The 22,192-nt window shown below is 44.4% G+C and carries 24 protein-coding genes; 9 read left to right on the top strand and 15 right to left on the bottom strand.

The genetic code is table 11. The features are described from left to right. Positions 1 to 83: 83 nt before the first annotated feature. Positions 84 to 356: a DUF6429 family protein gene (locus ADH67_RS07720; protein ID WP_066595109.1), complete on the bottom strand. Its 273-nt coding sequence runs from the start codon at positions 354 to 356 to the stop codon at positions 84 to 86. Positions 357 to 738: 382 nt separating this feature from the next. Here ADH67_RS07720 and ADH67_RS07715 point away from each other — a divergent pair, with 382 nt between their 5' ends. Next, the gene (locus tag ADH67_RS07715; RefSeq protein WP_066595107.1) at positions 739 to 2,448 is read left to right on the top strand and encodes an FAD-dependent oxidoreductase; all 1,710 of its coding nucleotides are present in this window, start codon (positions 739 to 741) and stop codon (positions 2,446 to 2,448) included. Positions 2,449 to 2,520: 72 nt separating this feature from the next. Further along, complete coding sequence (locus ADH67_RS07710; RefSeq protein ID WP_066595106.1) at positions 2,521 to 2,880, top strand: cytochrome c3 family protein; 360 nt, start codon at positions 2,521 to 2,523, stop codon at positions 2,878 to 2,880. Positions 2,881 to 2,948: 68 nt separating this feature from the next. Here ADH67_RS07710 and ADH67_RS07705 read toward each other — a convergent pair whose 3' ends face one another. The 11 genes from ADH67_RS07705 to ADH67_RS13485 are packed head-to-tail and all read right to left on the bottom strand — an operon-like array spanning position 2,949 to position 12,173. After that, positions 2,949 to 3,752, bottom strand: a complete 804-nt coding sequence (locus ADH67_RS07705; protein ID WP_066595103.1) for a TonB family protein — start codon at positions 3,750 to 3,752, stop codon at positions 2,949 to 2,951. Beyond that, complete coding sequence (locus ADH67_RS07700; RefSeq protein ID WP_066595101.1) at positions 3,752 to 4,141, bottom strand: ExbD/TolR family protein; 390 nt, start codon at positions 4,139 to 4,141, stop codon at positions 3,752 to 3,754. Before ADH67_RS07700 ends, ADH67_RS07705 begins: the two co-directional genes overlap by 1 nt. A gap of 11 nt (positions 4,142 to 4,152) precedes the next feature. Next, complete coding sequence (locus ADH67_RS07695; protein WP_066595099.1) at positions 4,153 to 4,821, bottom strand: MotA/TolQ/ExbB proton channel family protein; 669 nt, start codon at positions 4,819 to 4,821, stop codon at positions 4,153 to 4,155. Positions 4,822 to 4,830: 9 nt separating this feature from the next. Beyond that, complete coding sequence (locus ADH67_RS07690; RefSeq protein WP_066595096.1) at positions 4,831 to 5,328, bottom strand: flavodoxin family protein; 498 nt, start codon at positions 5,326 to 5,328, stop codon at positions 4,831 to 4,833. A gap of 6 nt (positions 5,329 to 5,334) precedes the next feature. Beyond that, a complete protein-coding gene (gene hutX, locus ADH67_RS07685) occupies positions 5,335 to 5,838 on the bottom strand; it encodes a heme utilization cystosolic carrier protein HutX (RefSeq protein ID WP_066595094.1) in 504 nt (167 codons plus the stop codon). Positions 5,839 to 5,852: 14 nt separating this feature from the next. Next, entirely contained in the window at positions 5,853 to 7,277 is a 1,425-nt protein-coding gene (locus ADH67_RS07680) for an ABC transporter ATP-binding protein (RefSeq protein ID WP_066595092.1), read from the bottom strand. Next, the gene (locus ADH67_RS07675) at positions 7,277 to 8,047 is read right to left on the bottom strand and encodes an energy-coupling factor transporter transmembrane component T family protein (protein ID WP_066595091.1); all 771 of its coding nucleotides are present in this window, start codon (positions 8,045 to 8,047) and stop codon (positions 7,277 to 7,279) included. Before ADH67_RS07675 ends, ADH67_RS07680 begins: the two co-directional genes overlap by 1 nt. Further along, entirely contained in the window at positions 8,025 to 8,606 is a 582-nt protein-coding gene (locus tag ADH67_RS07670) for an MptD family putative ECF transporter S component (protein ID WP_066595089.1), read from the bottom strand. The genes ADH67_RS07675 and ADH67_RS07670 overlap by 23 nt, the downstream gene beginning before the upstream one ends. A 29-nt stretch (positions 8,607 to 8,635) precedes the next feature. Then, positions 8,636 to 10,777, bottom strand: a complete 2,142-nt coding sequence (locus ADH67_RS07665; protein ID WP_066595087.1) for a TonB-dependent receptor plug domain-containing protein — start codon at positions 10,775 to 10,777, stop codon at positions 8,636 to 8,638. 4 nt (positions 10,778 to 10,781) lie between these two features. After that, positions 10,782 to 11,624 (bottom strand): hypothetical protein, encoded by an 843-nt coding sequence (locus ADH67_RS13490; RefSeq protein ID WP_236578419.1) that lies wholly within the window; start codon positions 11,622 to 11,624, stop codon positions 10,782 to 10,784. Positions 11,625 to 11,669: 45 nt separating this feature from the next. After that, positions 11,670 to 12,173 carry a hypothetical protein gene (locus tag ADH67_RS13485; RefSeq protein WP_236578418.1) on the bottom strand — a complete coding sequence of 168 codons (504 nt, stop codon included), beginning with the start codon at positions 12,171 to 12,173 and terminating at the stop codon, positions 11,670 to 11,672. Between the two features lie 273 nt (positions 12,174 to 12,446). Here ADH67_RS13485 and ADH67_RS07655 point away from each other — a divergent pair, with 273 nt between their 5' ends. The 4 genes from ADH67_RS07655 (at position 12,447) to fumC (ending at position 17,063) form a co-directional block, all read left to right on the top strand. Next, on the top strand, positions 12,447 to 13,367 hold the full coding sequence (locus ADH67_RS07655) for an ABC transporter ATP-binding protein (protein ID WP_066595086.1): 921 nt from the start codon (positions 12,447 to 12,449) through the stop codon (positions 13,365 to 13,367). Then, positions 13,364 to 14,158, top strand: coding sequence for an ABC transporter permease (locus ADH67_RS07650; RefSeq protein WP_066595084.1), 795 nt, complete (start codon positions 13,364 to 13,366; stop codon positions 14,156 to 14,158). Before ADH67_RS07655 ends, ADH67_RS07650 begins: the two co-directional genes overlap by 4 nt. Positions 14,159 to 14,235: 77 nt before the next feature. Continuing rightward, positions 14,236 to 15,432, top strand: coding sequence for a cation:proton antiporter domain-containing protein (locus ADH67_RS07645; RefSeq protein WP_066595082.1), 1,197 nt, complete (start codon positions 14,236 to 14,238; stop codon positions 15,430 to 15,432). 218 nt (positions 15,433 to 15,650) lie between these two features. Further along, a complete protein-coding gene (gene fumC / locus ADH67_RS07640) occupies positions 15,651 to 17,063 on the top strand; it encodes a class II fumarate hydratase (protein ID WP_066595080.1) in 1,413 nt (470 codons plus the stop codon). Between the two features lie 3 nt (positions 17,064 to 17,066). Here fumC and ADH67_RS07635 read toward each other — a convergent pair whose 3' ends face one another. Further along, positions 17,067 to 17,444 carry a DMT family protein gene (locus ADH67_RS07635; protein ID WP_066596006.1) on the bottom strand — a complete coding sequence of 126 codons (378 nt, stop codon included), beginning with the start codon at positions 17,442 to 17,444 and terminating at the stop codon, positions 17,067 to 17,069. A gap of 530 nt (positions 17,445 to 17,974) precedes the next feature. Between ADH67_RS07635 and ADH67_RS07630 the strand changes: the two genes are divergently transcribed. Then, positions 17,975 to 18,157, top strand: a complete 183-nt coding sequence (locus ADH67_RS07630; RefSeq protein WP_084081567.1) for a type II toxin-antitoxin system RelE/ParE family toxin — start codon at positions 17,975 to 17,977, stop codon at positions 18,155 to 18,157. 13 nt (positions 18,158 to 18,170) lie between these two features. Further along, positions 18,171 to 18,383, top strand: coding sequence for a hypothetical protein (locus ADH67_RS07625; protein WP_066595079.1), 213 nt, complete (start codon positions 18,171 to 18,173; stop codon positions 18,381 to 18,383). On the opposite strand, the gene ADH67_RS13650 is transcribed toward ADH67_RS07625, so the two are convergent. Continuing rightward, complete coding sequence (locus ADH67_RS13650) at positions 18,380 to 18,850, bottom strand: autotransporter outer membrane beta-barrel domain-containing protein (RefSeq protein WP_255202346.1); 471 nt, start codon at positions 18,848 to 18,850, stop codon at positions 18,380 to 18,382. The genes ADH67_RS07625 and ADH67_RS13650 overlap by 4 nt on opposite strands. Further along, entirely contained in the window at positions 18,847 to 21,018 is a 2,172-nt protein-coding gene (locus ADH67_RS13645; RefSeq protein ID WP_255202347.1) for an autotransporter outer membrane beta-barrel domain-containing protein, read from the bottom strand. The genes ADH67_RS13650 and ADH67_RS13645 overlap by 4 nt, the downstream gene beginning before the upstream one ends. 239 nt (positions 21,019 to 21,257) lie before the next feature. Here ADH67_RS13645 and ADH67_RS07615 point away from each other — a divergent pair, with 239 nt between their 5' ends. Continuing rightward, a complete protein-coding gene (locus ADH67_RS07615) occupies positions 21,258 to 21,569 on the top strand; it encodes a helix-turn-helix domain-containing protein (RefSeq protein WP_066595077.1) in 312 nt (103 codons plus the stop codon). Positions 21,570 to 22,192: the final 623 nt, after the last annotated feature.

The following is a 22,192-nucleotide window of genomic DNA, read 5'->3' as shown; positions in this document are numbered from 1 at the left end:
GAGTAGCCTTAAGATTTATAGTAAAAGTTCTCATAGAAAAACTAGTGTTTTTTAGCGGGGGAAGTGCTCGACTGCTATGGACGCTATTTTGCTGTCAGATGTAGTTCCTCCAAGAGTTCTCTTGCTTTTTTTACGCCTTCATCGGTCAAGTATCTCGTATGTGTTCTTCGACATTTTGGAGGAAACAGGCAGCCGTTTTCAATTAGCTTATCCATAGCATTCCAGTCATAACTTTTCCAAGTCGAGTAAATTTTTTCGTGAGTTACTGGAAGCTCTTCGCACCTGCTAGTGAGGTACAAGAGGACGAGAGTCAAGTTCTCAACGAGAGTTTCTTTAGCCGTTTCGTTCAGATTCATCGGAAGATCTCCAAGTTAAAGAGCATGATAAAAATCTTTTTTTTCTACAGGGGAGGATCTTCCCGCAATTGAGTACAACATGGTTTTCTATGAAAAGACTTTGTTATAAGAAATAGAAAATCATCAATTTAGAACTCAACAAAAGTAACTAATTGTTTCAAAAGTAAATGGTGAGGAGAAAGAGAAGGGAGAAATTGCGATTGCATTTCTGAGAAAAATTGCTTGAGGCTACGGGCAATTCCTTAAGCTTAACTTAAAAAGTTTACTCTTCTCTTTTGGTCAAATCAACCGCACTTTCTCCCTTTACGCCCCCTTTGCAACCGTGTAAATTCAAATACGTAGCTCAGTGAGCTATCTCAAAAAACAAAACAAGGAGAAATAAATGACCAATATCTCAAGACGTGGTTTCCTTAAAACATCTGGCGTAGGCGTTGTTGCTACAGTCGGTACATTTACCGCTGCAACCGCTTCTGCTCAGCAGCAAAAATGGGATAAGGAAGCCGACGTTATCGTTGTAGGTTTGGGTGGTGCAGGCGCTGCTACAGCTATCACTGCTGCCGACAACGGTGCAGATGTTATCGTTATCGAAAGACAGCCAGCCGCAACACTTCGCTCCAATACTCGTATGTCCGGCGGTATCTTCCACTGCCCGGATAAATCAGGCAATAAGGCTGCATTGAAAGAATATGCTAAGGCCATGTTCTCCGGCGAAAACATTCCTGGAAAACTCGAAGGCGAACAGCCTCAGGTTTCCGACGGCTTGGCCGAAGCTTGGGCCGAATACACTCCGGGCCTTCTTGACTGGATGAAGAAACAGGATCCGAAGTTTCAGGCATTTGCTACTCCGGGCTTCAAGGGTGCAGCTTTCCCGACATTCCCAGGCGCTAAGGACTGTGGCTATCAGGTTTATCGTTCTTCTTATCCTGATCGTATCCCGGCAGGTTTCAATACTCCTTGCTACAACGGTCCTAAGGAAAAAGCAATTTCCGGTGAAGCTTTCTGGCTTTGCTTAGACAACGGTATCAAGACCCGTGCCGACAAGATCAAAGTTGATTATGAAACTCGCGGCCGCGACCTCGTTCAGAATGATAAGGGCGAAGTTATCGGTGTTATCGCAGAACAGAACGGCAAAAAAGTTGCTTACAAGGCACGCAAGGGCGTTGTTCTCTGCTCCGGCGGTTACGAATACAGCCTCCCGATGCGTCAAGCATTCTTGGAAGGCCCGGGCGTTGAAGGCTGGGCATTCTACGGTACAACATTTAATGAAGGCGACGGTATCGCTATGGGTCAGAAGGCTGGCGCCGGTATTATGAAAGCCGGTAAAGCCGCTTCCCGTATCATTATGCCTGCTCCAGTACGCCACAACGGCATGCGTTTGGGCATGATCACTCCTGCAGTTGGTTCCGGCCACGCTATCGTTGTTAATAACTACGGTAAACGTTACGCTGCTGAACACAAAGTTACTAAGGATCCAAGCCGCTACTTCTTCTATAAAGAAGCCGTTAAGTTTGATATCGACAAACTCGACTATCCAAACAGCCCGTCTTGGTTCATCTTCGACGAAACTCTCCGTAAGAGCAAACCTCTCGTAGGTCTCGGCATCTCCACTCCGGGTTATGGCTTTGTTGATTACGGCGCAGCTGACAACAGCGATGCTGTTAAGAAAGGCTGGATCCTGAAAGCTGACACTATTGAAGAACTCGGCAAGAAGATCAAAGCTATCAAGGAAAACGGTAACAAGATGGATCCTGCAGCTCTTGCAGAAACCGTTAAGAACTACAACGCTGCTTGCGCAGCAGGCGAAGATAAAGAGTTCGGACGCCTCAAGAGCACATTGCAGCCTGTTTCTGACGGTCCATTCTATGCTGTTCCTCTCGTAGCCGGCGGTCCAAATACTAAAGGCGGCTTGGCTGCTAACGCTAAGCGTGAAGTTCTCGATTGGAACCTCCAGCCGATTCCTGGCCTTTACGCTGTTGGTGAAATCGCTTCTGCTTTGAAGTTCGTTTATCAGGGTGGCGGAAACTTGACAGAATGCTTAGTATTCGGTCAGGTTGCCGGTAAGGAAGTTGCAAAACAGCCTAACCGCGGATAATCGCTTTCTCTGAGCAATAGTACAGTCGGCCGTGAACGTAGTTTCCGGCCGATTGTGTAAAGGAGAACTAAATTGAAAACCAAGCTTGTTGTTTTATTTTTTGGCGCTCTTCTTTCATTCAGCGCTATCGCCCAGGACAAGCCGCAGTTCCTAGGTGATCGTCACGTTGCGCGCGGAGTTCAGTGCCAAGTATGCCACGGACCGCAAATTTCGGCCCAGCTCAAAGAAGATGATCAAAGACATGAACCATGTGTCCAATGTCACGGTTTCTATGATCAAGTAGCTAAGAAGACCACACCGGAGAATCCGGAAGAAATGAATCCGCATAGCCAGCATGACGGTAATCTGCCATGTTCAACATGCCACAAGGGACACAAACCAAGCGTTAATTATTGCGCTGAGTGTCACTACTACAATTTCAAGGTACCCTAAACAAGCTATTGTTTCTCATTCATTTTGCGCCTGTTTTCAGGCGCCTTTTTGTTGAGAAAATGGTGATCCTATCTGTTCACCAGTTCAAATTTGATAGGGACTTGGATTTCGATTCCGATTCCGGAATTTGGAATATTAAAGTTTGTACCGATCAGCTGCTGGGCCAATTGATTGGAAGCTCGGTCAAGAACTCCTTTTCCGGACGGCACGGAAAGAGAGGCGGCGATAATCCTGCCCTCTTTATCGAATCTGAATTTCGCATGACAAGTCCCTTCAGTTCCGCTTCGAATCGCAGCTTTCGGGTATTTTTTCTTTTTTTCAATCAAGGCAATCAAAAGGGAAGCAAGCTTGTTGTTTGCTTGCAGATCAGAGGCACTTCCTGCTAATGAAGCGGGTTTTATAGATTCGTTTGAAGAAGGCTTAGTCTCAGGTTTGCTGTTTTTGATGGGTAAAGGTTTTGGCACAGGGTTGACTTCTTTTTTACGAGGCTTTTCTTGAACTATTTTTTTCTTGATGTTCTTGATAGGTATTGCCGGAGGAGGAATCACCGTTGGTTCAGCTACAGGCGGCTCCGCCGGAACAACTGCAGGTTCTTTAGGTTCTGGAGGAGTTTCTACTTTTATCTCGGATTCCTCGGCTAGCAAACGTTCAACAGACTCAACGGGTGCAGGCTCCGTAGGGAGGGGCGGTTCTTCAAACTGCACAAAACTCAGTTCAATTGTAGGGAGCGCTGTAACGGTGAGCGGTTTTATTTGGGAGGGAAGGGTCGCCAAGTAAACAGAACACACACAAGCGGAAATAATAAACAGCCGAGCTGCGTTCTTGGCTTTCCTTATGCCGTTCAAATCTAACTGAGTACAGGTATCCATCATTAGCCACTATTATTCTTTCTGGTACCGATAACGAAACGGCCCTCTCGTTTTACTTTGGCTACATCCACGATCCAGACGAAACTTTGAAAAGGCGCTTTTTCGTCAATCATAAGAGTAAGAAGCCCTTCCGGATGCTCATCAAGAAAGACAGGCAGCTCTTCCTTAGAAAGAGCCTTGTCGTTCCAGAGAATGGTTCCTGCTTCGTTGACTTGCAGGATCAATTCCTGATTGTTTTTCTGAGCCAAAGAGTTTTCTGCGGCAGGTAATGTCAAATCAATGACCGGCTTGCTGAAAGTCATGGTCATGACAAAGAAAATAACAAGCATGAAAATGACATCAATTAAAGGCGTCAGATCGACTTTCGGTTCTTCATCTAAATCATCAAACATGAATTTTATTCCTAGGCAGAGAGGGCTTGTTTTCCATGGAGCACACAGGAAGCATTCGGATGTTTGCAAACAACGGAAGCTGGAGAATCAGGCTTGGACAGTTCAATAGCTCGATAACTGTATTCCACAGCTTCAATCCTCATTTCCTTAACTTTAAGGAAGAGATAGTAGTAGGCCATTAGAGCAGGGATGGCAACCACAAGGCCCATTACTGTGGTAATCAGAGCAGTCCAAATTCCCGCAGCTAAGAGAGCCGAATCCGGTGAGGCACTCGCGGCGATGGTTTTAAAAACCTGAACCATTCCGAGGACTGTGCCGAGCAGTCCAAGCAGCGGGGAGATTGCGGCGAAAAGCTTGAGCCATGTCAATGCATTATTAACCGGCTTGAAGTTTTTATGAAAGAGATAAGAGACCTCGGCGCGGATATCTTCGGAGTGAGCACTGTGAGTTGTGACGATGTCGCGCACAATACAAATCAAGGGATTTGTGCTGGCTCCGAATTTGTCATGAAGTTCCCGAGAGGAAGAACGGTCTTTTCCAATCTTGGATTTCTTGAACCGGCGCAAGACGCCCTGCAGATAAATTACATTCCAGATGGTAATGTAGCAAGCGGCGATGCCGACCAAAATCAACATCACTCCGGCGCCTCCGATGAGGTCATATATCTCTTTAAAGTTCATATTCTCTTCCTATGCTTGTCGGGATTTGAAAATCTCAAATGCCCATTGAGCGGCCTCTCTTAAATCTTTGCTGTCCGGATGTTTGTTTGCTTCTTCCAGTCTCAGTCTGCGTTCCTCGGTCATTGGTTTCCCGGACATACGTGTCATGATTTCAATGATTTTCGGATCGACTTTTCCTTGCCACAAACGCAGATCAAGCAAAGAGGATTTATGAATTTCATTTTTGACTTTCTGAAGGAATCTCATCCCGCCTTCATTGTGCGGATCTCCTCCGAGGGTGCCGAAAACAGCGACAGGAACTGTACCTGTGGATTCATAGAATTGCTTCCAATTATTGTCAGGAACCCCTTTGTCACACCAAAAACCGCAGAATACTAAGTCATAGTCTTCAGCTTTTTTGTCGGTAGGAAGCTTGACGCATTCGCTATTAGGAATGGCTTCCGCAATAGTTTTACCGATTTTTTCCGTATTGCCTGTAATGCTGGAATATGCAACTAGTACTTTCATATCGAATCACCTATAAGAAGATTGAAGAGCTAAAAACTGCTCTTTTGCAGATTCGATTAATTTATGCTTTTCTCGGCCGACATAAAAGCTGTAGGCGCATTTTCCGTTTTTATCAAAGAAGGCGGCAAAATGACTTTCTCTTCCCATAAACGGCATGGTAATAAACCCGATCTCAATAATGTTTTCGTATTTGAAGTGGCCTTGCAGCGGGCTTTTGCCGCCCATCAAGTTGTAATAACCCATGGCTTTTTTGCCGCAAGCCACTTTGGTTTCTACTTCAATGACGTTTTCTCCGGCAATCACGATAAATGTTGCTTTTTCCCACTGAGAAATGCTTTCCCAAACTTTTTCAAAATCTTCTCCCGGAGCAAAAGTACAAGTTTCTTTAGGCAAATGATGTGCAGCTTCAAGGGCCGAGCAGTTCAGTGCGGAAGCCAAAGAGTCCAAAGTAACCGGACGGCCCGAGTTGATAACTTCTTGAATAACTTGCTGTGGGTCTTTATTTGTCATAAAAATCCTATAAATCAATTAATAAAAGGTTGGTTGGCAGTTTGAACTGGCAGCGGTAAATGTAGAGCTGTGTCGCAGATAAGATCTACCAGCTCCAAATCATGGGTAATAACAAGGACGGCTTTGCCTTCTGAAGACAGTTTCTTGAGGGCGCCGGCAATCCTTTTTAAATTGGCTCCATCTAAGCCGCTAGTGGGCTCATCGAGAATAATGACGTCTGGCTTTTTGGCAAATGCACAAGCGATAACAAGTCTTTGTTTCTGGCCTCCTGAAAGAGAGTGCGGATGACGGTCTCTTAGCTCCTGAAGATCGAAGATGCCAAGAAGCTCTTCGGCAGCATCGTTGCCGCCTTTGCATCCGGCTGCTTCCAAGCTGGCTCTCAACTCCTCAAAGACGGTTCTCATGTAGAGCTGATGATCAGAATTCTGTAAAACTACCGCAACGTGCTTTAAGCAGTCCTTTTGACGGATTGTTTTCCCTTTAACCTGAAAAGTGCCGGATTTTGCTTTATTCAGACCGGTAATCAATCGTGCCAAAGTTGTTTTGCCTGCACCGTTGTCTCCGAAAATTCCACAGATGCCTTGTTGAAACTCGAGAGAGGCGTCCGTGATGATTTCAGGCTGGCGAGGATAGGAAAAACTCAGCTTTGAAATCTTCATGATAGGTTTACCGGAAGACGTTTTGACCGGAAGGAGAAGGCGCTTGTCCGTGACCTCGAGCTTTCTCAGGCCGTATTTTTCTCTAAATTCAGAATCTAAATCCGGAAAGATGCCTTCCCGAACCACTTTACCTTTTTCCAAGACGATCACTTTATCGACAACATCTTTGAGCCAGTACAGACGGTGATCTACAATCAGAATGGCAACGCCCTGAGCTTTAAGTTTTTTGATTTCTTCGGCCAATTCTAGGGTTGCTTCCGGATCCAGGTTCCCTGTGGGCTCATCCAGGATTAAGGCCTTCAGAGGTTCCATCATGAGAGAGGCAAGGCCAACTTTCTGTTTTTGCCCTTGCGACAGTTCATGAATAATGCTTTTAAGAAACGGTTTTAAATTAAAACGTTCTGCGGTTTGTGAGAGTTTTGTTTGAATTTCCTTCGGATGCACCCCTTTGCATTCCGAAATGAAGGAAATCTCCTCTTCAACTCCTAAAGCGAAAAATTGACTTTCTGGATTCTGGAACAAAGTTCCTACTCGGTGCGAAATATCGCAGAGCTTTTCCTTCATATTGTCTTTTCCATCGATGCAAATTGTGCCTTCTACGTTGCCTCCGTAATAATGAGGACATAGTCCGTTAATCAGTCTGATAAGTGTCGATTTGCCGCATCCGGATACACCGGTGACAAGAATAGCCTCTCCGGGACGGACCATAAAAGAAAGGTTGCTCAGGGCAGGTCTGTCACTGTGCGGATAGGTATAAGTTACGTTCTTTAATTCAATCATTATTTCATCAGGACCGGTGAAGTGTTCGGAAAATAAATTTGCAGAATAACGGCGGCAACAAGGACAGCTGCGGTCAAAGAAACGGCGGCATAGTCTTTCTTAGTGAAAGATGGCGGATCCTTCTTGATGGCAGAAGTATTTGCATTAAGGCCTTTGAGTTCTGCGGCAATGCCGAGTTCATCTCCTGTTTTTAAGGCTCTGATTAAGAGCGGTGTAAAAAGAAGTCGAGTCGTCTGAAAGGGATGAATCGTCATCGTCCAAGGATTGATGCGGTAACCACGGATTTTGAGCGATTCCCAGATTTGTTTAATGTCGTTAGTAAACGTTGGAATAAAACGAACGATGACGGCGGCAGGAAGATAAATGACGAAGGGCAATTTAAGCTTCTGCAGCGAATTCAGAATTTGCTGGAGTCTGCCTGTGAATGCCAGAGGCAGTACGACATTGAGCATCGTAAAAGCTCTCATGAACGGAACAGCTAAAGATTTCAGCTCCATGCCTTTTCCCATCATAGGAAGAAAATGAGCTAACACCAGGCCGAAACCGCAGGCAATGGCCATCATTATCAAGAACAGAAGGTATGACACAAGGATGAGCTTAGGCCTTCTGATCATCAATAAATACAGAAAAGAAACAGCAAAAAGAAAGCACTGTGCGTAAAGGGAAGATATAGCTACTGTCATCACGGATGCCAGAGCCGTAATCATCATCTTGACGCGGATGTCCACTGCGTTGAGCAGAGATAAATTAGGAACGGATGAGGCCTGCATGTCGCAACTCCTTAATTGATTTGCTGCCTGTCCACAGGCCGATTAAAGAACCGATATAGCCGATGATGACTATCGGCACTACCGCAGCCATCATGGCGGGAGATTCACGCATCATTAAAAACGAGATGCCGAGAGAGCCGAACTTGCAAAGTAAATCAAAGCACCCAACTCCCCAATAAACAGCTCCCGGGAGGTTGTTCTTCTGAATAAAACGCATCAAAAGCTCGGCAATAACGGCCGCTAAAAGCATCGGCGGAATCAAAGTCAAATTTCCGCCGAGGAGCAGGAAGTTCACTACTGAGCTGACGATGACAAAAAGACAGAGAGTGCCGGGCCTGCACACTTTGAAGAGCATGGCCACTAACAAGGTAGTAAATACCATGTTCTTCAGCAGCAGGGAGAGAGGATTCATTCCGCCTCCAACCATGGCAATCAGTACAGTAGAGACTTTTGCAGTGGCTGCAAAAACGCCGATGATGATAAGTTCACGGGCAGACCATCTTCCACAGAAGTCGGCTAGGCGCGATGTTCGGGCCCTTTTTAAAGTCATTGTTGTCATGATTTTCAGCGGAATAAATTACATCTTTATTAATAACGGGCTGTCAGCTTGAGGTTGAATCTTCTGCCCGGCTCGTAAATGGAGGTCTCATAACCGTAAAGCTGGTTAGTAATATTGAGAACTTCAAAGTTTGCGCTAAAAGCCTGTTTTGGACCGAAGTGATATGCGGTTGCAAAGTTCAAGGTGGTGTAGCCTGCAATACGAGTGGTTTCTTTAGTTGACAGTGAGTACGACTTCTTCGCGGTACTGCTTCTCAAATAAGTGTCGGTTGTCCATTTGCCGTTAAAGAGCGGGTAAATTGTGCGCAGACCGTAACGAGCCGTGAATTCAGGAGTGCCCGAGGCATACGTTGAGGTGCCGTCAGCCCATTCCGTTTTTCTCTTGATCCAGGACAGAGAGAAATAAGGATTAAGGTTTTCCGTTGCTCTCAAGTTAAGAGAAAGTTCTGAACCGAATGTCTTTGCCTTATCGGCATTGACGTATCGACTGATTCCACTATCAGCATCACCGACGATTTCTGTGGAGATATAGTCATCGGAGAGGTTGTAAAACAAAGCCGCATCGATATCCATCAAATCAGTACTGTAGCGGGCTCCGATTTCAAAGTTATTGGACTTCTCGGGTTTGAGGTTCGGATTGCCGTAGACGGTACCGCCTCCCATGCTGTTAATCAAGAATTTTTCCTGCAGGTTAGGAACACGGAATCCTTGAGCCCACTGAGCACGCAAGGAGGTGTTGTCCAGGCCTTTCCAAATTACACCTAAATTGAAAACAGGACGGCTGTTGTTTTCGCTGCCTGGAGTGCCTGAATCATTGACCGCCGTATTGTTGAAAACCGTTGTTCCCGCCGGAGTGGTTTTATAACCGTTCCGGAAGGAAGTTGCCTTAGAAAGCTCAGAACTTACCCAGGTATAGCGCACCCCGTAGTTCAAAGAAAAGTCATGAGGCAGTGTAGTTTCCATTGCAGCAAAAATAGCGTTAGTCGTTTCTTTGCCCTTTACATAACGGTCTGTAACGTAGGACTGGTCGAGCATTGGACGAGGCATCCCGGTCATTTTCATAGACATAGCAAAATCTGCTTCTGTATTTGCCGTCAGACGATCTTGAGAAAATTCATACCTGGTAATAAGGAAGTTGTTGTCTCCCAATTGCCAATCCGCTTGCAGGCTGGAGCCGAGAGTTTTAATTCTGTTGTCAGCATGAGAATCAGTAGTGACGCTCATAGAAGATTTTGGACTTTTCTCAGACTGGCTCACGTAGTTCTGCATCATCTTGTGATTTTTTTGCCAGTAGCCGTCAACTCTCAGTCTAGTCAGATATTCGTTGATATCTTTGACTTCGGCAAACAGACTGATCTTGTCTCTTCTCCATTTTGGAATTTTGACGAAGAAGTCGGAGTCCGGATCGTTTTCATAGGTCCAGCTGGAAGAATTGATTTTGGAATCAAAAATGTCCGCATGCATGCCGACCGTGAAATTATCGGTCAGGTCATAGCTCAGGAAGGCACCGAGGTTCTTTTGGCGGAACTCGGTATTCTTTTGATAGCCTTTCGGAGTTTTGATGTTGCCGTGGCTTTGATAGCCGGCATCCAATTGATATTTAAATCCTTTTGCGCTTCCTCCGAGGGAAACGGATTCGCTCCAGCCATGTCCTGCTCCGTTCCAACCGACAGAGGCCTCTGCCTCAAAAGGTTTTTTAGAGCCTTTCTTAGTAATGATATTGATGACACCGCCGATAGCATCCGACCCGTAAAGTACGGAGGCAGGTCCTTTAATCACTTCAATTCTTTCAACGGAGGAAGGATCAATGAGAAGGGCAGGGCCGGACATGGACTTATGTTCGGAGACTTTCTGGCCGTCGATGAGAATTAGGCTGCGGTATTCGTTTTCACCTCTGATTTTGATGCGTTTCAGACCTTGGGAACCATCACCTCCAACCTCTACGTCGGGAACGTCTGCTAACAGTTCTCCGATATTTCTTGCGGAAGAATCACGAATCTCTTCCGCGGTAAGCACGGAGACGCTCATCGGAATATCAAGAAGTTGCTGTTCAACTCGGCCTGCCGTAACCTTGACTTCACCGGTCTTATGCACTTCTTGGGCATGAGACAAGGACCAGCATGCGCTTAAAGTAGCGGCGCAAAGAACGCTTAGTTTGACAATGTTTTTCATGATATTAGAGAAGAGATTTAATCTGATTAAGAAGATGTTGGTTCATGCGGCCTTGCCAGAATTGGCCGGCGACCGTTAACTCATAGCGGCTTCCGATTGGACTAAGCAATCCTGCTTTGGTCCAATTTTCTACCAACGGTTCAAAAACGTAGAGGAGTTGGGGAGTGAATTCCGCAGCTAATCTCGACGGATCTAGGAAGTTAAGTTCAAGCTGTTCTGCAACGGCTCGGCATAATTGCCAATGCGGAGCCGGTTCAAGCATCATAGAGACCGGTTTGATGCCTTCTTCTATTGCTTTTTTCCAAGTATCTGGTGTTCTGTCCATCATGTATGCATAGCCGTCGATATTGCCGCCGGCTCCCGGACCGTAAGCTAAACAGTCCGAACGAGTTTTGGCGTAATAGTTGTAGAAGTTGCGTTCTCTTGTATTTGCAGCCCAGTGGCTGATGGATAGGCGGCTCCATCCTGCTTCTCGCATGCTTTGTACTGCTTCAGCGAACATAAGGGCACGGAGTTCGTGATTCGGACCGGCCGGAAGTTTTCCGTTTGCAATGTACTTAAAGAGCGGAGAGCGTTCAAAAACGCGAAGCTGATAACAGTCCACTCCGTCTAGGTTTAATTCACGGCTGATGGCAAGATCTTCTTTCCAAGTTCCCATGGTTTGGAAAGGAAAACCGTAAATCAAATCGATAACGACAGCTGCTTGGTTGAAGCGAGTAAGGCGGCTTAGCTGGGAGACGAGTTGTTCTTTAGTGGAACGGCGGCCGACAGCTTGACGAACTTTGGTGTCAAAAGTCTGTACGCCTAGGGAGAAACGGTTGGCCCCGCCTTGTACCGCAGCTTCCATCTTCTCTGCATCGAAACCCGATAATCTGCCTTCATAAGTGATTTCTCAGTCATTGGCCAGTGGGAGGTACTGACGAACGGCTTTAATGACGCGTTCGATATCTGCGGCTTCAAGAGCCGTCGGCGTACCGCCCCCGAAATAAACCGCATGTACCGGTTCGTTTTGCTGAATCGGTTTGTCGGCCCATAGCTGAAGTTCTTTGATAAGAGTGTCGGCGTAGGCCTTGCTTTCTTCTTTGTTTCTGTAAGGCTTGATATAAAAAAGGCAGTACAGGCACCTTGTTTCGCAATAAGGCACATTGATATAGGTAACCGTCCTTCTGGTACGTTTGCGGAAAGTCAAATCGGAAAGAGTTGACTGAACTTGAGCCGGTGCAATCGGACTGCTTTGCAGGCCGGGATGAATATCGATAGACTCAGGAAATGCTTCGACAAGTGGATTGTCAGATATGTTGGCTTTCCAAGAAGGAGAGTCAGAGTCTTTTCTCATCATCTTGTTAAATTTAACGATCTTCGTTTTGTCCGATGAGACGCCGCTGATTACTGTCATATAGATTCTGCTTTTAAAACTGAATGAGAATGATTATCATTAATGCCAATATTAATTGAACAATTCTATTAAGTAATTATCATTCTCATTAGAGATTTCCCTAGTAAACGGAAAGGTGGTGTATTTTTGATAAAGACAACTATATGATTCTTAAATCAAATTAAGTTAGGCAAGAATAAAGAGTGAATTTTTAAATTTTAGAAAAAACTTATTTCCAATTATTTCCTCGTTTACTTAATTAAGACTTAAGGCGGGGTTAATTTTGTTTTGTATATGAGTCAAAAATTTCTTTTACCGGCTCTTTCGTTAGAAAACGTTTCAAAAACCTTTTATCGAGGAAACGAGTCGAAACAAGCCTTGCGTGATGTTTCCTTCACAATAGAACAAGGTGATTTTTTTGGTTTGTTAGGACCGAACGGTGCTGGCAAAAGTACGCTTATTGGAGTTCTTGCAAAGACAGTTAAACTGAATTCAGGAACAATCAAGGCATTGGGTTTTGATTTAGAAACTCAATGGCGTCAATTCAAAATGTGCTTGGGTATCGTTCCTCAGGAAATCACGTTTGATCCTTTTCTTACTGTTTACGACACGCTTCGTCTGCAGAGCGGCTATTTCGGTCTTCGCGGCAATCAGAAGTGGATTGAACGGCTGCTGGATGTTTTGGACCTATCCGATAAGAAAAACTCCAGTGTGATGAGCCTTTCGGGAGGAATGAAAAGACGTGTCTTGATTGCCCAGGCCATGGTTCATCAGCCGCCGGTGATTGTGCTCGATGAACCGACAGCAGGCGTGGATATTTCTCTGCGCCATCGTCTGTGGGAGTTCATGGCAGATCTAAATCGAAAAGGTCATACGATTATTCTTACGACACATTATCTGGAAGAGGCAGAGAAGCTTTGCCGTAATGTAGCTTTGCTTAATCATGGAAAAATTGTGACCTTAGAGAGCACTCAAAGTTTGCTCAAGGAATACTCAAAAGAACGAATTTTGTTTTCTTTGCCAAGTGAACTGCCGAAGGATTTTTCTATCAATTGTACGAAGCTTTCTGACGGGTCTTACTGTACGGCCTACGGCAGTCCGGAAAACTTGCACACGCTTTTAAATGAGCTTTCAAAAGTGGGCTTAATGCCGGAAAAACTTGAAATTGGAAAAGCAAATCTCGAAGAAGCCTTCATAAGGATTACAGGCAAATGACACAATTCAAAATAGACCCAAAACCATACAGCAGAGGTGCCGCTTTTCTTACCTTGTTGGAAAAAGAAGTCCTGCGTTTTAAGAAGATTGCGATTCAAACGATTTTTGCACCGATCCTCATGGCAGCACTGTATTTGGTCGTTTTCGGACAAGTGCTTGGAGGACGAATGCCGACGTTTGAAGGCGTAAGTTATATTCACTTCCTAGTTCCGGGCCTGGTGATGATGTCTCTGCTGCAGAACGCTTTCGGCAACAGCTCATCTTCCATGCTCTCAGCAAAAATTATGGGAAGCCTTATCTTCATTCAATTGCCTCCTTTTGCAGGATGGGAGCTTGGATTGGCGATGATAGGAGCTTCCGTCGCCAGAGGACTGATAGTGGGGGCTGGAGTGCTGTTGGTTTCTATTTTTTGGTCAGCTCCTCCTGTAGATCATATTTTATGGGTCGTAGTCTTTGGATTTATGGGTGCGGTCCTGATGGGCTCTCTGGGATTGATAGCTGGTTTGTGGGCCGATAAGTTCGATCAAATCGGAGCTTTTCAAAGCTTCGTTATTCTTCCGCTGACTTTCTTATCCGGTGTTTTCTACTCCATCCAGCAATTACCGGGAACTTTGCGGACTCTTTCCCAATTCAATCCGTTTTTCTACATCGTTGACGGATTCCGCTATGGTTTCTTTTCCCAAAGCGATTTCAATCCATGGATAAGTCTTAGTGTTGTCTTAGTATGTGCCGTTGGGTCAGCGGCCTTCGCGGTTTTGCTTATGCAGCGAGGCTATAAGATTCAAAAATAGGCCTTTTTGCAAAAAAGAAATAAGGCAGCGAGTAGAATTTTTTGAGATGAACGTTCACTTCTGAGATTTTAGGATAGATGCTTACCTCACTGGCACTTATTTTTCTTTTTGGTTTGGCAATCGGGGCGGCTTGCAAAGCGATAAGAGTACCTGCAATCATCGGCATGATGCTTACAGGTATTGTGCTCGGACCTCAGGCCCTCAATTTGTTGGATCCTAAAATTCTCAGCATATCGCCGGACCTCTGGAAGTTGGCGTTGGTCATCATCATTATCAAAGCAGGACTGTCCATAAAAGTCTCGGAACTTAAGCAAGTTGAACGTCCACTCTTTTTGCTCGGCTGCATTCCGGCACTTTTCGAAATTGCTGCCTTTTTCTTTTTTGCACCTTATTTCTTCGGCATTTCGAAACTCGAAGCGTTGGTAATGGGTTCCGTATTAGCTGCTGTTTCACCTGCAGTAGTTATTCCTCGAATGGTGATGTTGACCAACCGTGCCTACGGAACGGAGAAAAGCATTCCTCAAATGATTATGGCTGGAGCAGGGCTGGATAATGTTTTCGTCATCATGCTTTTCTCCACATTTCTTGGTTTTACTCAGGCCGGACATACGGAACTCGGGATCTTCATTCAAGTGCCGATTTCGCTGATTCTTGGAATGGCGGTCGGTGTCGGGGCCGGATTGTTGCTCAGTTGGTTTTTTGAAACCGCTTACGCTGTAAAGCACTATGTTCGGAACAGCCTCAAAGTAATGGTTGTCTTAGGCGTTGCCTTTATTCTGATTGCTCTGGAAGGATGGACCAAAGAAATTGTCAGCGTCTCGGGACTTTTTGCAGTGATGAGTATGGCGTGTACTTTGAATTTCAAAGCATCATTTTCTGTCACTAAAAGACTGTCAGAAAAGTTCAGCAAGTTGTGGTTGGCCGCTGAAGTCATCTTATTTGTGACGGTAGGGGCAGCAATTGACATCAGTTATATCCTAAACGCCGGACTCGCAGCACTTTGGATCGTATGTATTGGCTTAGTGCTTCGTTCTTTAGGGGTTGTTTTGAGCCTGCTGGGCACCAATCTCAATTTTGACGAACGGCTGTTTTGCGTTCTTTCTTATCTTCCGAAAGCTACCGTGCAAGCTGCCATCGGTTCTGTGCCGTTAGCAATGGGGCTTCCTTGCGGGCATTTGGTGCTTTCCGTTGCAGTAGTTGGAATTTTCTTTACTTCCTTCATTGGGACTATAGCAATCGATGGAAGCTATCAAAAGCTCCTTCAGAAGAACTGATCCTTATTTTTCTAATTTTCATTTTGATGAGCAAGTCTGAATGCGGATGTTCAATTTGCTAATAACAGGTTGAACTCAATCAGATTCTTTCAGATTAAGGTGCCAAGTTTGGACTTTTTATCTAATCGAAAACTCTGTACCAAGGTAGACTCTGAGAAATATTAAAGACGTTCGAGACAAAGTCCGGCGTCGAAATTTGTCTTGTTAGAGAGAACAAAATGAAAGATTACCGCATTGAGCATGACTCCATAGGTGATATAAAAGTTGATGACAATAAGTACTGGGGAGCCCAAACGGAAAGAAGTTTTGAGAACTTCCGAATTGGTATCGAAAAGATGCCTGAATCTCTGATTCGTTCCATGCTGTATTTGAAGAAAGCCTGTGCAGAAGTCAACTGTGACTTCAGTAAGCTGGATGAAACGCGTAAAAACGCCATAGTCCAGGCTTGCAATGAATTGCTAGCCGGCGCGTTGCCCGGAAATTTTCCTTTAGCCGTTTGGCAAACCGGTTCTGGGACTCAAACCAATATGAATGTAAATGAAGTGGTGGCGAATCGTGCGACCGAAATTCTGAACGGGGATTTCCGATTTAAAGACAGACTGAGCAAAGAAGAAGTTGTTCATCCAAACGATCAGGTCAATATGTCCCAGTCCTCTAATGATACGTTTCCGACCGCACTGCACATTATGACTGTTCTGGAGGTTACGGGCCGCTTGTTGCCTGCGGTTAAAACACTCCGTGAAGCTTTAAATCGTAAGGCAGAGGAATTCAAAGATTTAATCAAAATCGGAAGGACGCACCTGCAGGATGCTACACCTCTGACTTTAGGTCAGGAATTCAGCGGCTATGTTTCGATGCTTGACCATAATGCCGAACAAATAAACGCAGCATTGCGTTTTTGCCGTGAATTAGCTATCGGAGGGACGGCGGTTGGAACAGGATTGAATTCTCCATTTGGGTTCGGAACCAAAGTATGTGAAAAATTAACCGCAATGACAGGCGAGAAGTTCGTCAGCGAACCGAATAAATTCCATGCCCTCACATCTCAGGACGGTGCCGTATTTATGCATGGAGCGCTGAAGTCCTTGGCGGCCAATCTTATGAAAATTGCCAATGATATCCGCTGGCTAGGGTCTGGTCCCCGCTGCGGTTTAGGTGAAATCAATCTTCCTGCTAACGAACCGGGGTCTTCCATTATGCCCGGTAAAGTTAACCCGACACAAAGTGAGGCCATGACTATGGTCGCCGTACAGGTGATGGGCAATGATAATGCAGTTGGCATTGCGGCTTCTCAAGGTAACTTTGAGCTCAATGTATTTTTGCCGCTGATTGCTTATAACCTCGATCAAAGCATTCGTTTGCTTTCGGATGCTCAGAATTCTTTTGCGGTTCACTGCATTGAGGGCATAACGGCCAACCCGGATAAATTAAAAGAGAATGTCGAGCGCTCTCTGATGCTAATCACAGCGTTGGCGCCGCTTGTGGGTTACGAAAATGCGGCAAAAGTAGCAAAGAAAGCCTATAAGGACAATATTTCTCTTAAACAAGCAGCTCTTGACTTGGGAGTATGTGATGCCGAGGAATTCGAAAGCTTCGTTAATCCGAGCCATATGCTTCAGCCCGGGTACTAGTTATCAAACGTGGTCACGGAAGATAAAGTAAGCAGCACCCAACATGCAAAGAGCCGCCCAGAGGTAATCAAGCTTGAGCGGCTCTTTCATGTACAGTACCGCAAAAGGAACGAAGATAGAAAGCGAAACGATTTCCTGGAGAATCTTTAGTTGGCCGAGAGATAAAGAGCCGAACCCGATTCGGTTGGCCGGAATCATGACTATATATTCGAAAAAAGCGATCAGCCAACTGGTTACGATTGCCACCCAAAGAGGAGCGCTACCGAGATTTTTTAAATGAGCATACCAAGCAAAGCTCATGAATGTGTTAGAAATCAGAAGAAGGAGAACCGTTTTAGCGACCGGGGGCATCGAGTGCCATAAATTAATCAATGTTTCCATTCTTTTTTCGACAGTGAGAGCATTATAATATTCAAATAAATTCAAGTAGTTATAGATGTATCGAGAAAATATAATCCAAAAAGTCATCTATAAGTACCTGTATGCTTGATGGAATATGAGAGAAGGAACATCTCGCCATATATAGTTCCAAGCTGTTTTGCCAGAATGCAAAAACCAACTCTGGTGGGCATGACAGGGACGGAATCGGAAAGTTCTTGGTTATCTTTCTGTTCGGAGTAGAAACCATGTTAAACGCCTCCTTGATTCGTAGTCAGGAGGTGCTTGAAGGGAGTTGATTCATGCTCGACAAAGCATCAACAACCTTTAGTATACGGCAATTAACTCGAATCATCATTAAACTAGTGGTCGTTACGGTTTTATTGCTGATGTGCTAGGCGCGTAAGTAAAGAGCCCCAGAGCATAAGCAAAGGGGCTCGCGTGTTTCTTATTAAATGTTCAGTCAGCTTGTTGGTGACTTCTCCCCGTCCTGACGGACGAGGTTTCTCACTTCGAGGGCTCGAGCCTTTCGAATGAAAGAGCTTCGGATTCAGGAAAAAGGATGCCCAATACGTGCGTTCTTTGCATTCGATCCAGAACGCAAAGCGATAATTCTGTGTGCCGGGGACAAGTCTAATGACAAAACTTTTTACCTGCGCCTCATTCGAATTGCGGAGGAGGAATATCGAGAACATCTTTCTACGTTACTACGTTAGGCGGAGTCAAATTATGATTACCCTTGATGAATATTTAGCTTCAAAAGGTCCGGAATTCCGCAAAGAAGTGGATAAACAGTATTCTGAAATGGCGATGGAATACTCTCTATCCAGACTTCGGGAGGAACTGCAAATGTCTCAAAAGGAGTTAGCTAATAACCTCAATATTTTTTGCAAGATTGAGAAAAACGCAGAGGATGTGGAGTTGTCCACGCTCATTTTCTAAAAGAGATACTTAAGGCCGACTTTAAATTGAAAGTCTGTCTTGAAACTATTTCCTGACTCTCTAGTGATCTGAGCAAAAGCCTTCACTCGATCCTGAATATTTATTTCCCCTCCGAGCCCGTAGTAGAACCTTGTCCCAATAGAATGGTCTTTAAAAGAAAATTCATTCATTTGGATCACGCTTTTGCCTAAAAATTCGTGATTAACTCCTCCCTTTAGGTATATTTGTCCCAAAGCCTTTCCATCGGCATCATAAAAACTTTTTCCCACATCAATTCCTATCCGACCGTTCAGACTATTTGCGGCTTTTGCATGAACACTCATATCATTGCTAAAATGGAAGGAATTACCCGTCGTTCTGAAATAACTTAATTGAATTTGAGGCTCAATAAACCAAAAACCCTTTGGATCTTCTAGGAGTTTAAGTCGATGACCTACTTCGAAAGATAGGCCTAAACCGTAGTTCAATAATCCGCTGTAGTAGAACTCTCGTCTAGATTTTGAGCATGTAGTTCATTCTTATAGCGATTCAAAGAGACAACTGAATCGACATATTGTCCTCGATCTCCTATCCAAGCCGCATAAACTTTCGCACCGATTGATTCTATTCGGGAGCCGCTGCCAGACGCATCATGAATTCGAATTTTACCTCTTGTCAAAATCAAATTAGCTCCTATGAGCCAATTTGGATTGATTTTATTGTCCGCTCCAAATGTAACTGCTGAGTACTTGAACTTGCTACTTGTGGAATAACTTGAATTAAAACGGCTTTGATCATGTCGATACAAAGCATATATACCGTCTCGGACTCCTTCACGAATCTCTCCAACTCTCCCTCGCAGATCTTCAAGCGATCCTAAAAACTGAGCGACATGGTTTACGGAGGAAACACTTGCTAGAGTTAGTTTAGCCGCAGGAGACAATCCGATCGGATTATCAATTTGAGGCGGATCATTAGGGTTAAACGGAAGATCCGGAAGATCAGGCTTAGGAATATTTTCTTCGGGAGGAGACGGATCTATGGGAACGATTGGCTTGAGTGTTTGAGTTCCAAGAATTGCCCAAACACGAGAATCCCCTTGCTTAAACGGATACAGTCCTAATTTATATTCATAGGGACCAGCGTCAATAATCCCATCATTAGCGAGAGAAAACTGAGCTTTATCTTGACCGTCTGGGGATGCGTCACTTGCTATAACATGGTTGAGATAGCCGCTTTTGCTCAAAGACGAACCAGTTGAGCCCAATAGGACGGTATGTTTACCTTCGCTGCTTTCAGTTATATTCAAAGCTCCTGTCGCGCCTGCAGGGAGATAAAAATAACTCCCGCTTCCCTTGAGATTTTCCATCTCAACTTGAACGGAAGTGTTACTTTGTCCCAACTGAATGTAGCTGTCGGGTTCAACGGAAAGGGTAGACAACGTGCTGCTTTGGGGAACAAACCAATATGAATTACGCTGCAAGTTCAGATTGCTTTGACCGTCCTTGTGTGTCTTAAAAACACTGGATAGAACTGAATTCTCTCCTAGGTCAATTGTAAGTTGGGAATTTATGCCGACTAAAACTGTTTCATTGACATACATATACCCATTAGGGTTTACTAAAAATTTTGCATGCGCACCGAGATTTCCAAGAAAAAGTTTATTAATCGCAATTTGTCTTGATTCAACGTTGGCTTGGGCATTCTGAATCAAATTCAAATGATCTTGAAAAATTGCAGCATTTTCAGAGGAGACATTAAGCTGGCTATCCCGCTCTACATCCACTTTTTTTGTGAAATATACATTCTTAGTAAAACCTGTAAGACTGGGATCTTTACCTATGTTTAAAACACTGGGATATCCTTGTCCAAAAATAACTTGACCGATCTGAATTGTCCTGTCAATCAAAATATCTGGAGCATCCATACTCATCTGAGAACCCATGAGTTGGATGGTTGAAATTGAAGTTTCTAATTTTTCGCTTGGAGATAAGAAATATATTCCCGAATTACCAACCATTTTTAACTGGCTGCCATGTTGGGCTGAAATTCCCCCAAATATTAGAATTTGTTGAGCTTGAAGCTCTGCAGACGAGCCTTCAGAAAGTGCAATAGAAAGTTCATCAAAAAAGGAATCAGTGTCAAAGTCTTGGGGTACCATAAAAACAATTTGACCTTGGGCACGGATATTTACTTTTTGATCCGGATCTACGCTGAGAGCGTAACCGAAGCCTTGCTCTTCTACCGGTACCGGCGTAACTATAAGATTATTTCCAGCTGAGATATTAATATTTTGGCTTTCTACCGTAAGCCCTGGAAAAAGAGGCTTATGGGTTACCGGGTCGTAGCGGTTTTTAAAATAACCGACATTGATTGAGTTGATGTATATATCTCCATTCTCAGCAATGTTCCATGCTACTGGAGCTGCATTGCTATGAAAGATAAAGTTTCCTGTTTTCTTAGCTTCCTCAAAAGCAGCGTTGATCTTATCTTCTAAGCCTGGAAAAAATTGATTCCAAGTTTCAATTTGTGAACTTTTAACTTGATTAAAGCCTCCATGCAAAGCATCGAATTGACCAGCCAGCACTAGCTTTGTAGATGCAAAAAACATCATTGTCAAAACAGTTTTTGCATATGGAAAAGTAGTTTTCTTCATTTCGAATGTCTAAACTTTTTACTTTCCTTTGGAAAGAATTCAACGAAAGAGAATTAGGTTAATTTCTCATTCTTTTCATGTTGAAAAAATCAATCTTTGCATCAATTAAACAACGTTGAATGATCTACGATAATAAGCACTATGAAGTTTTTCTGCACCCCAATATAGGCGGTGACGCTCCGCAGAATTGCGGAGGAGGAATATCGAGAACATCTTTCTACGTTAGGCGGAGTCAAATTATGATCCCCCTTGATGAATATTTAGCCTCAAAAAGTCCGGAATTCCGCAAAGAAGTGGATAAACAGTATTCCGAAATGGCGATGGAATACTCTCTATCCAGGCTTCGGGAAGAACTGCAAATGTCTCAAAAGGAGTTAGCTAATAACCTCAATATCTCACAGCCTGCTGTTTGCAAGATTGAGAAAAACGCAGAGGATGTGAAGTTGTCCACGCTCATTAAGTATGTGAATGCTCTTGGCGGTCATCTCTCGCTCCAAGTGATCCTTCCCTCCGGAAAGGGAGTAGTCATTCCTTTACCAATTAGCCCGTAAAGCGCCGTCATTCATGACGGTGAAATAAGGGCCCAGTCCGAAGGACTGGCTATGCTAAACTGGCTCTATCTTTTCAGATCTAGGGGCGGGCTGTCCCGAAGTGAAGTCTGTGGAGAGATGTGAGACCTGAAGGAGTATACGGTTGTGTTCAAGCGCGTAAAACTCCTTTTGGAGAACGTGCAAAAACCAAGCTGTACTCCTTTGGGCAATCCCGCTGAAGCAGAAACCCTCCGAGGCAACTTCGACATTAAGCTACGGCTGCCGGAGAAGCGGTAGGAGTCCTCTTTATTTATGGAGAGGAGGAAGTCAATTGTACTCAATTAGTACGGAGTCCACTTCGACTGAAAGGTCAACAGTAACAAGATTGGAAAACCAGCTTGTTTGCGGACTTAAGCTTATAAGGTTCGGTGGAAATTCAGTTTCAAAGCAGATTACTTTGGTACCAATGCATCTGATCTGGATAAGTGAAGTCTAACTGCCTGAATGCTCGGATAAATAAAAGAAAAACACCTGTAAATCCAGTTAAAGCATAAATCATGAAACAATTTTTTAAGCAATATTGATCGCTTGAAGATTTTAGAAAGATAGCTTATTCACGGGAAGGGGGGGGGTAGACTGAATTT

It is taken from the genome of Turicimonas muris (assembly GCF_002221595.1).
Taxonomy (GTDB): Bacteria; Pseudomonadota; Gammaproteobacteria; order Burkholderiales; family Burkholderiaceae_F; genus Turicimonas; species Turicimonas muris.
Note: the sequence above shows the minus strand (reverse complement) of the source record. Positions and strands in the feature narration are given on the sequence as shown.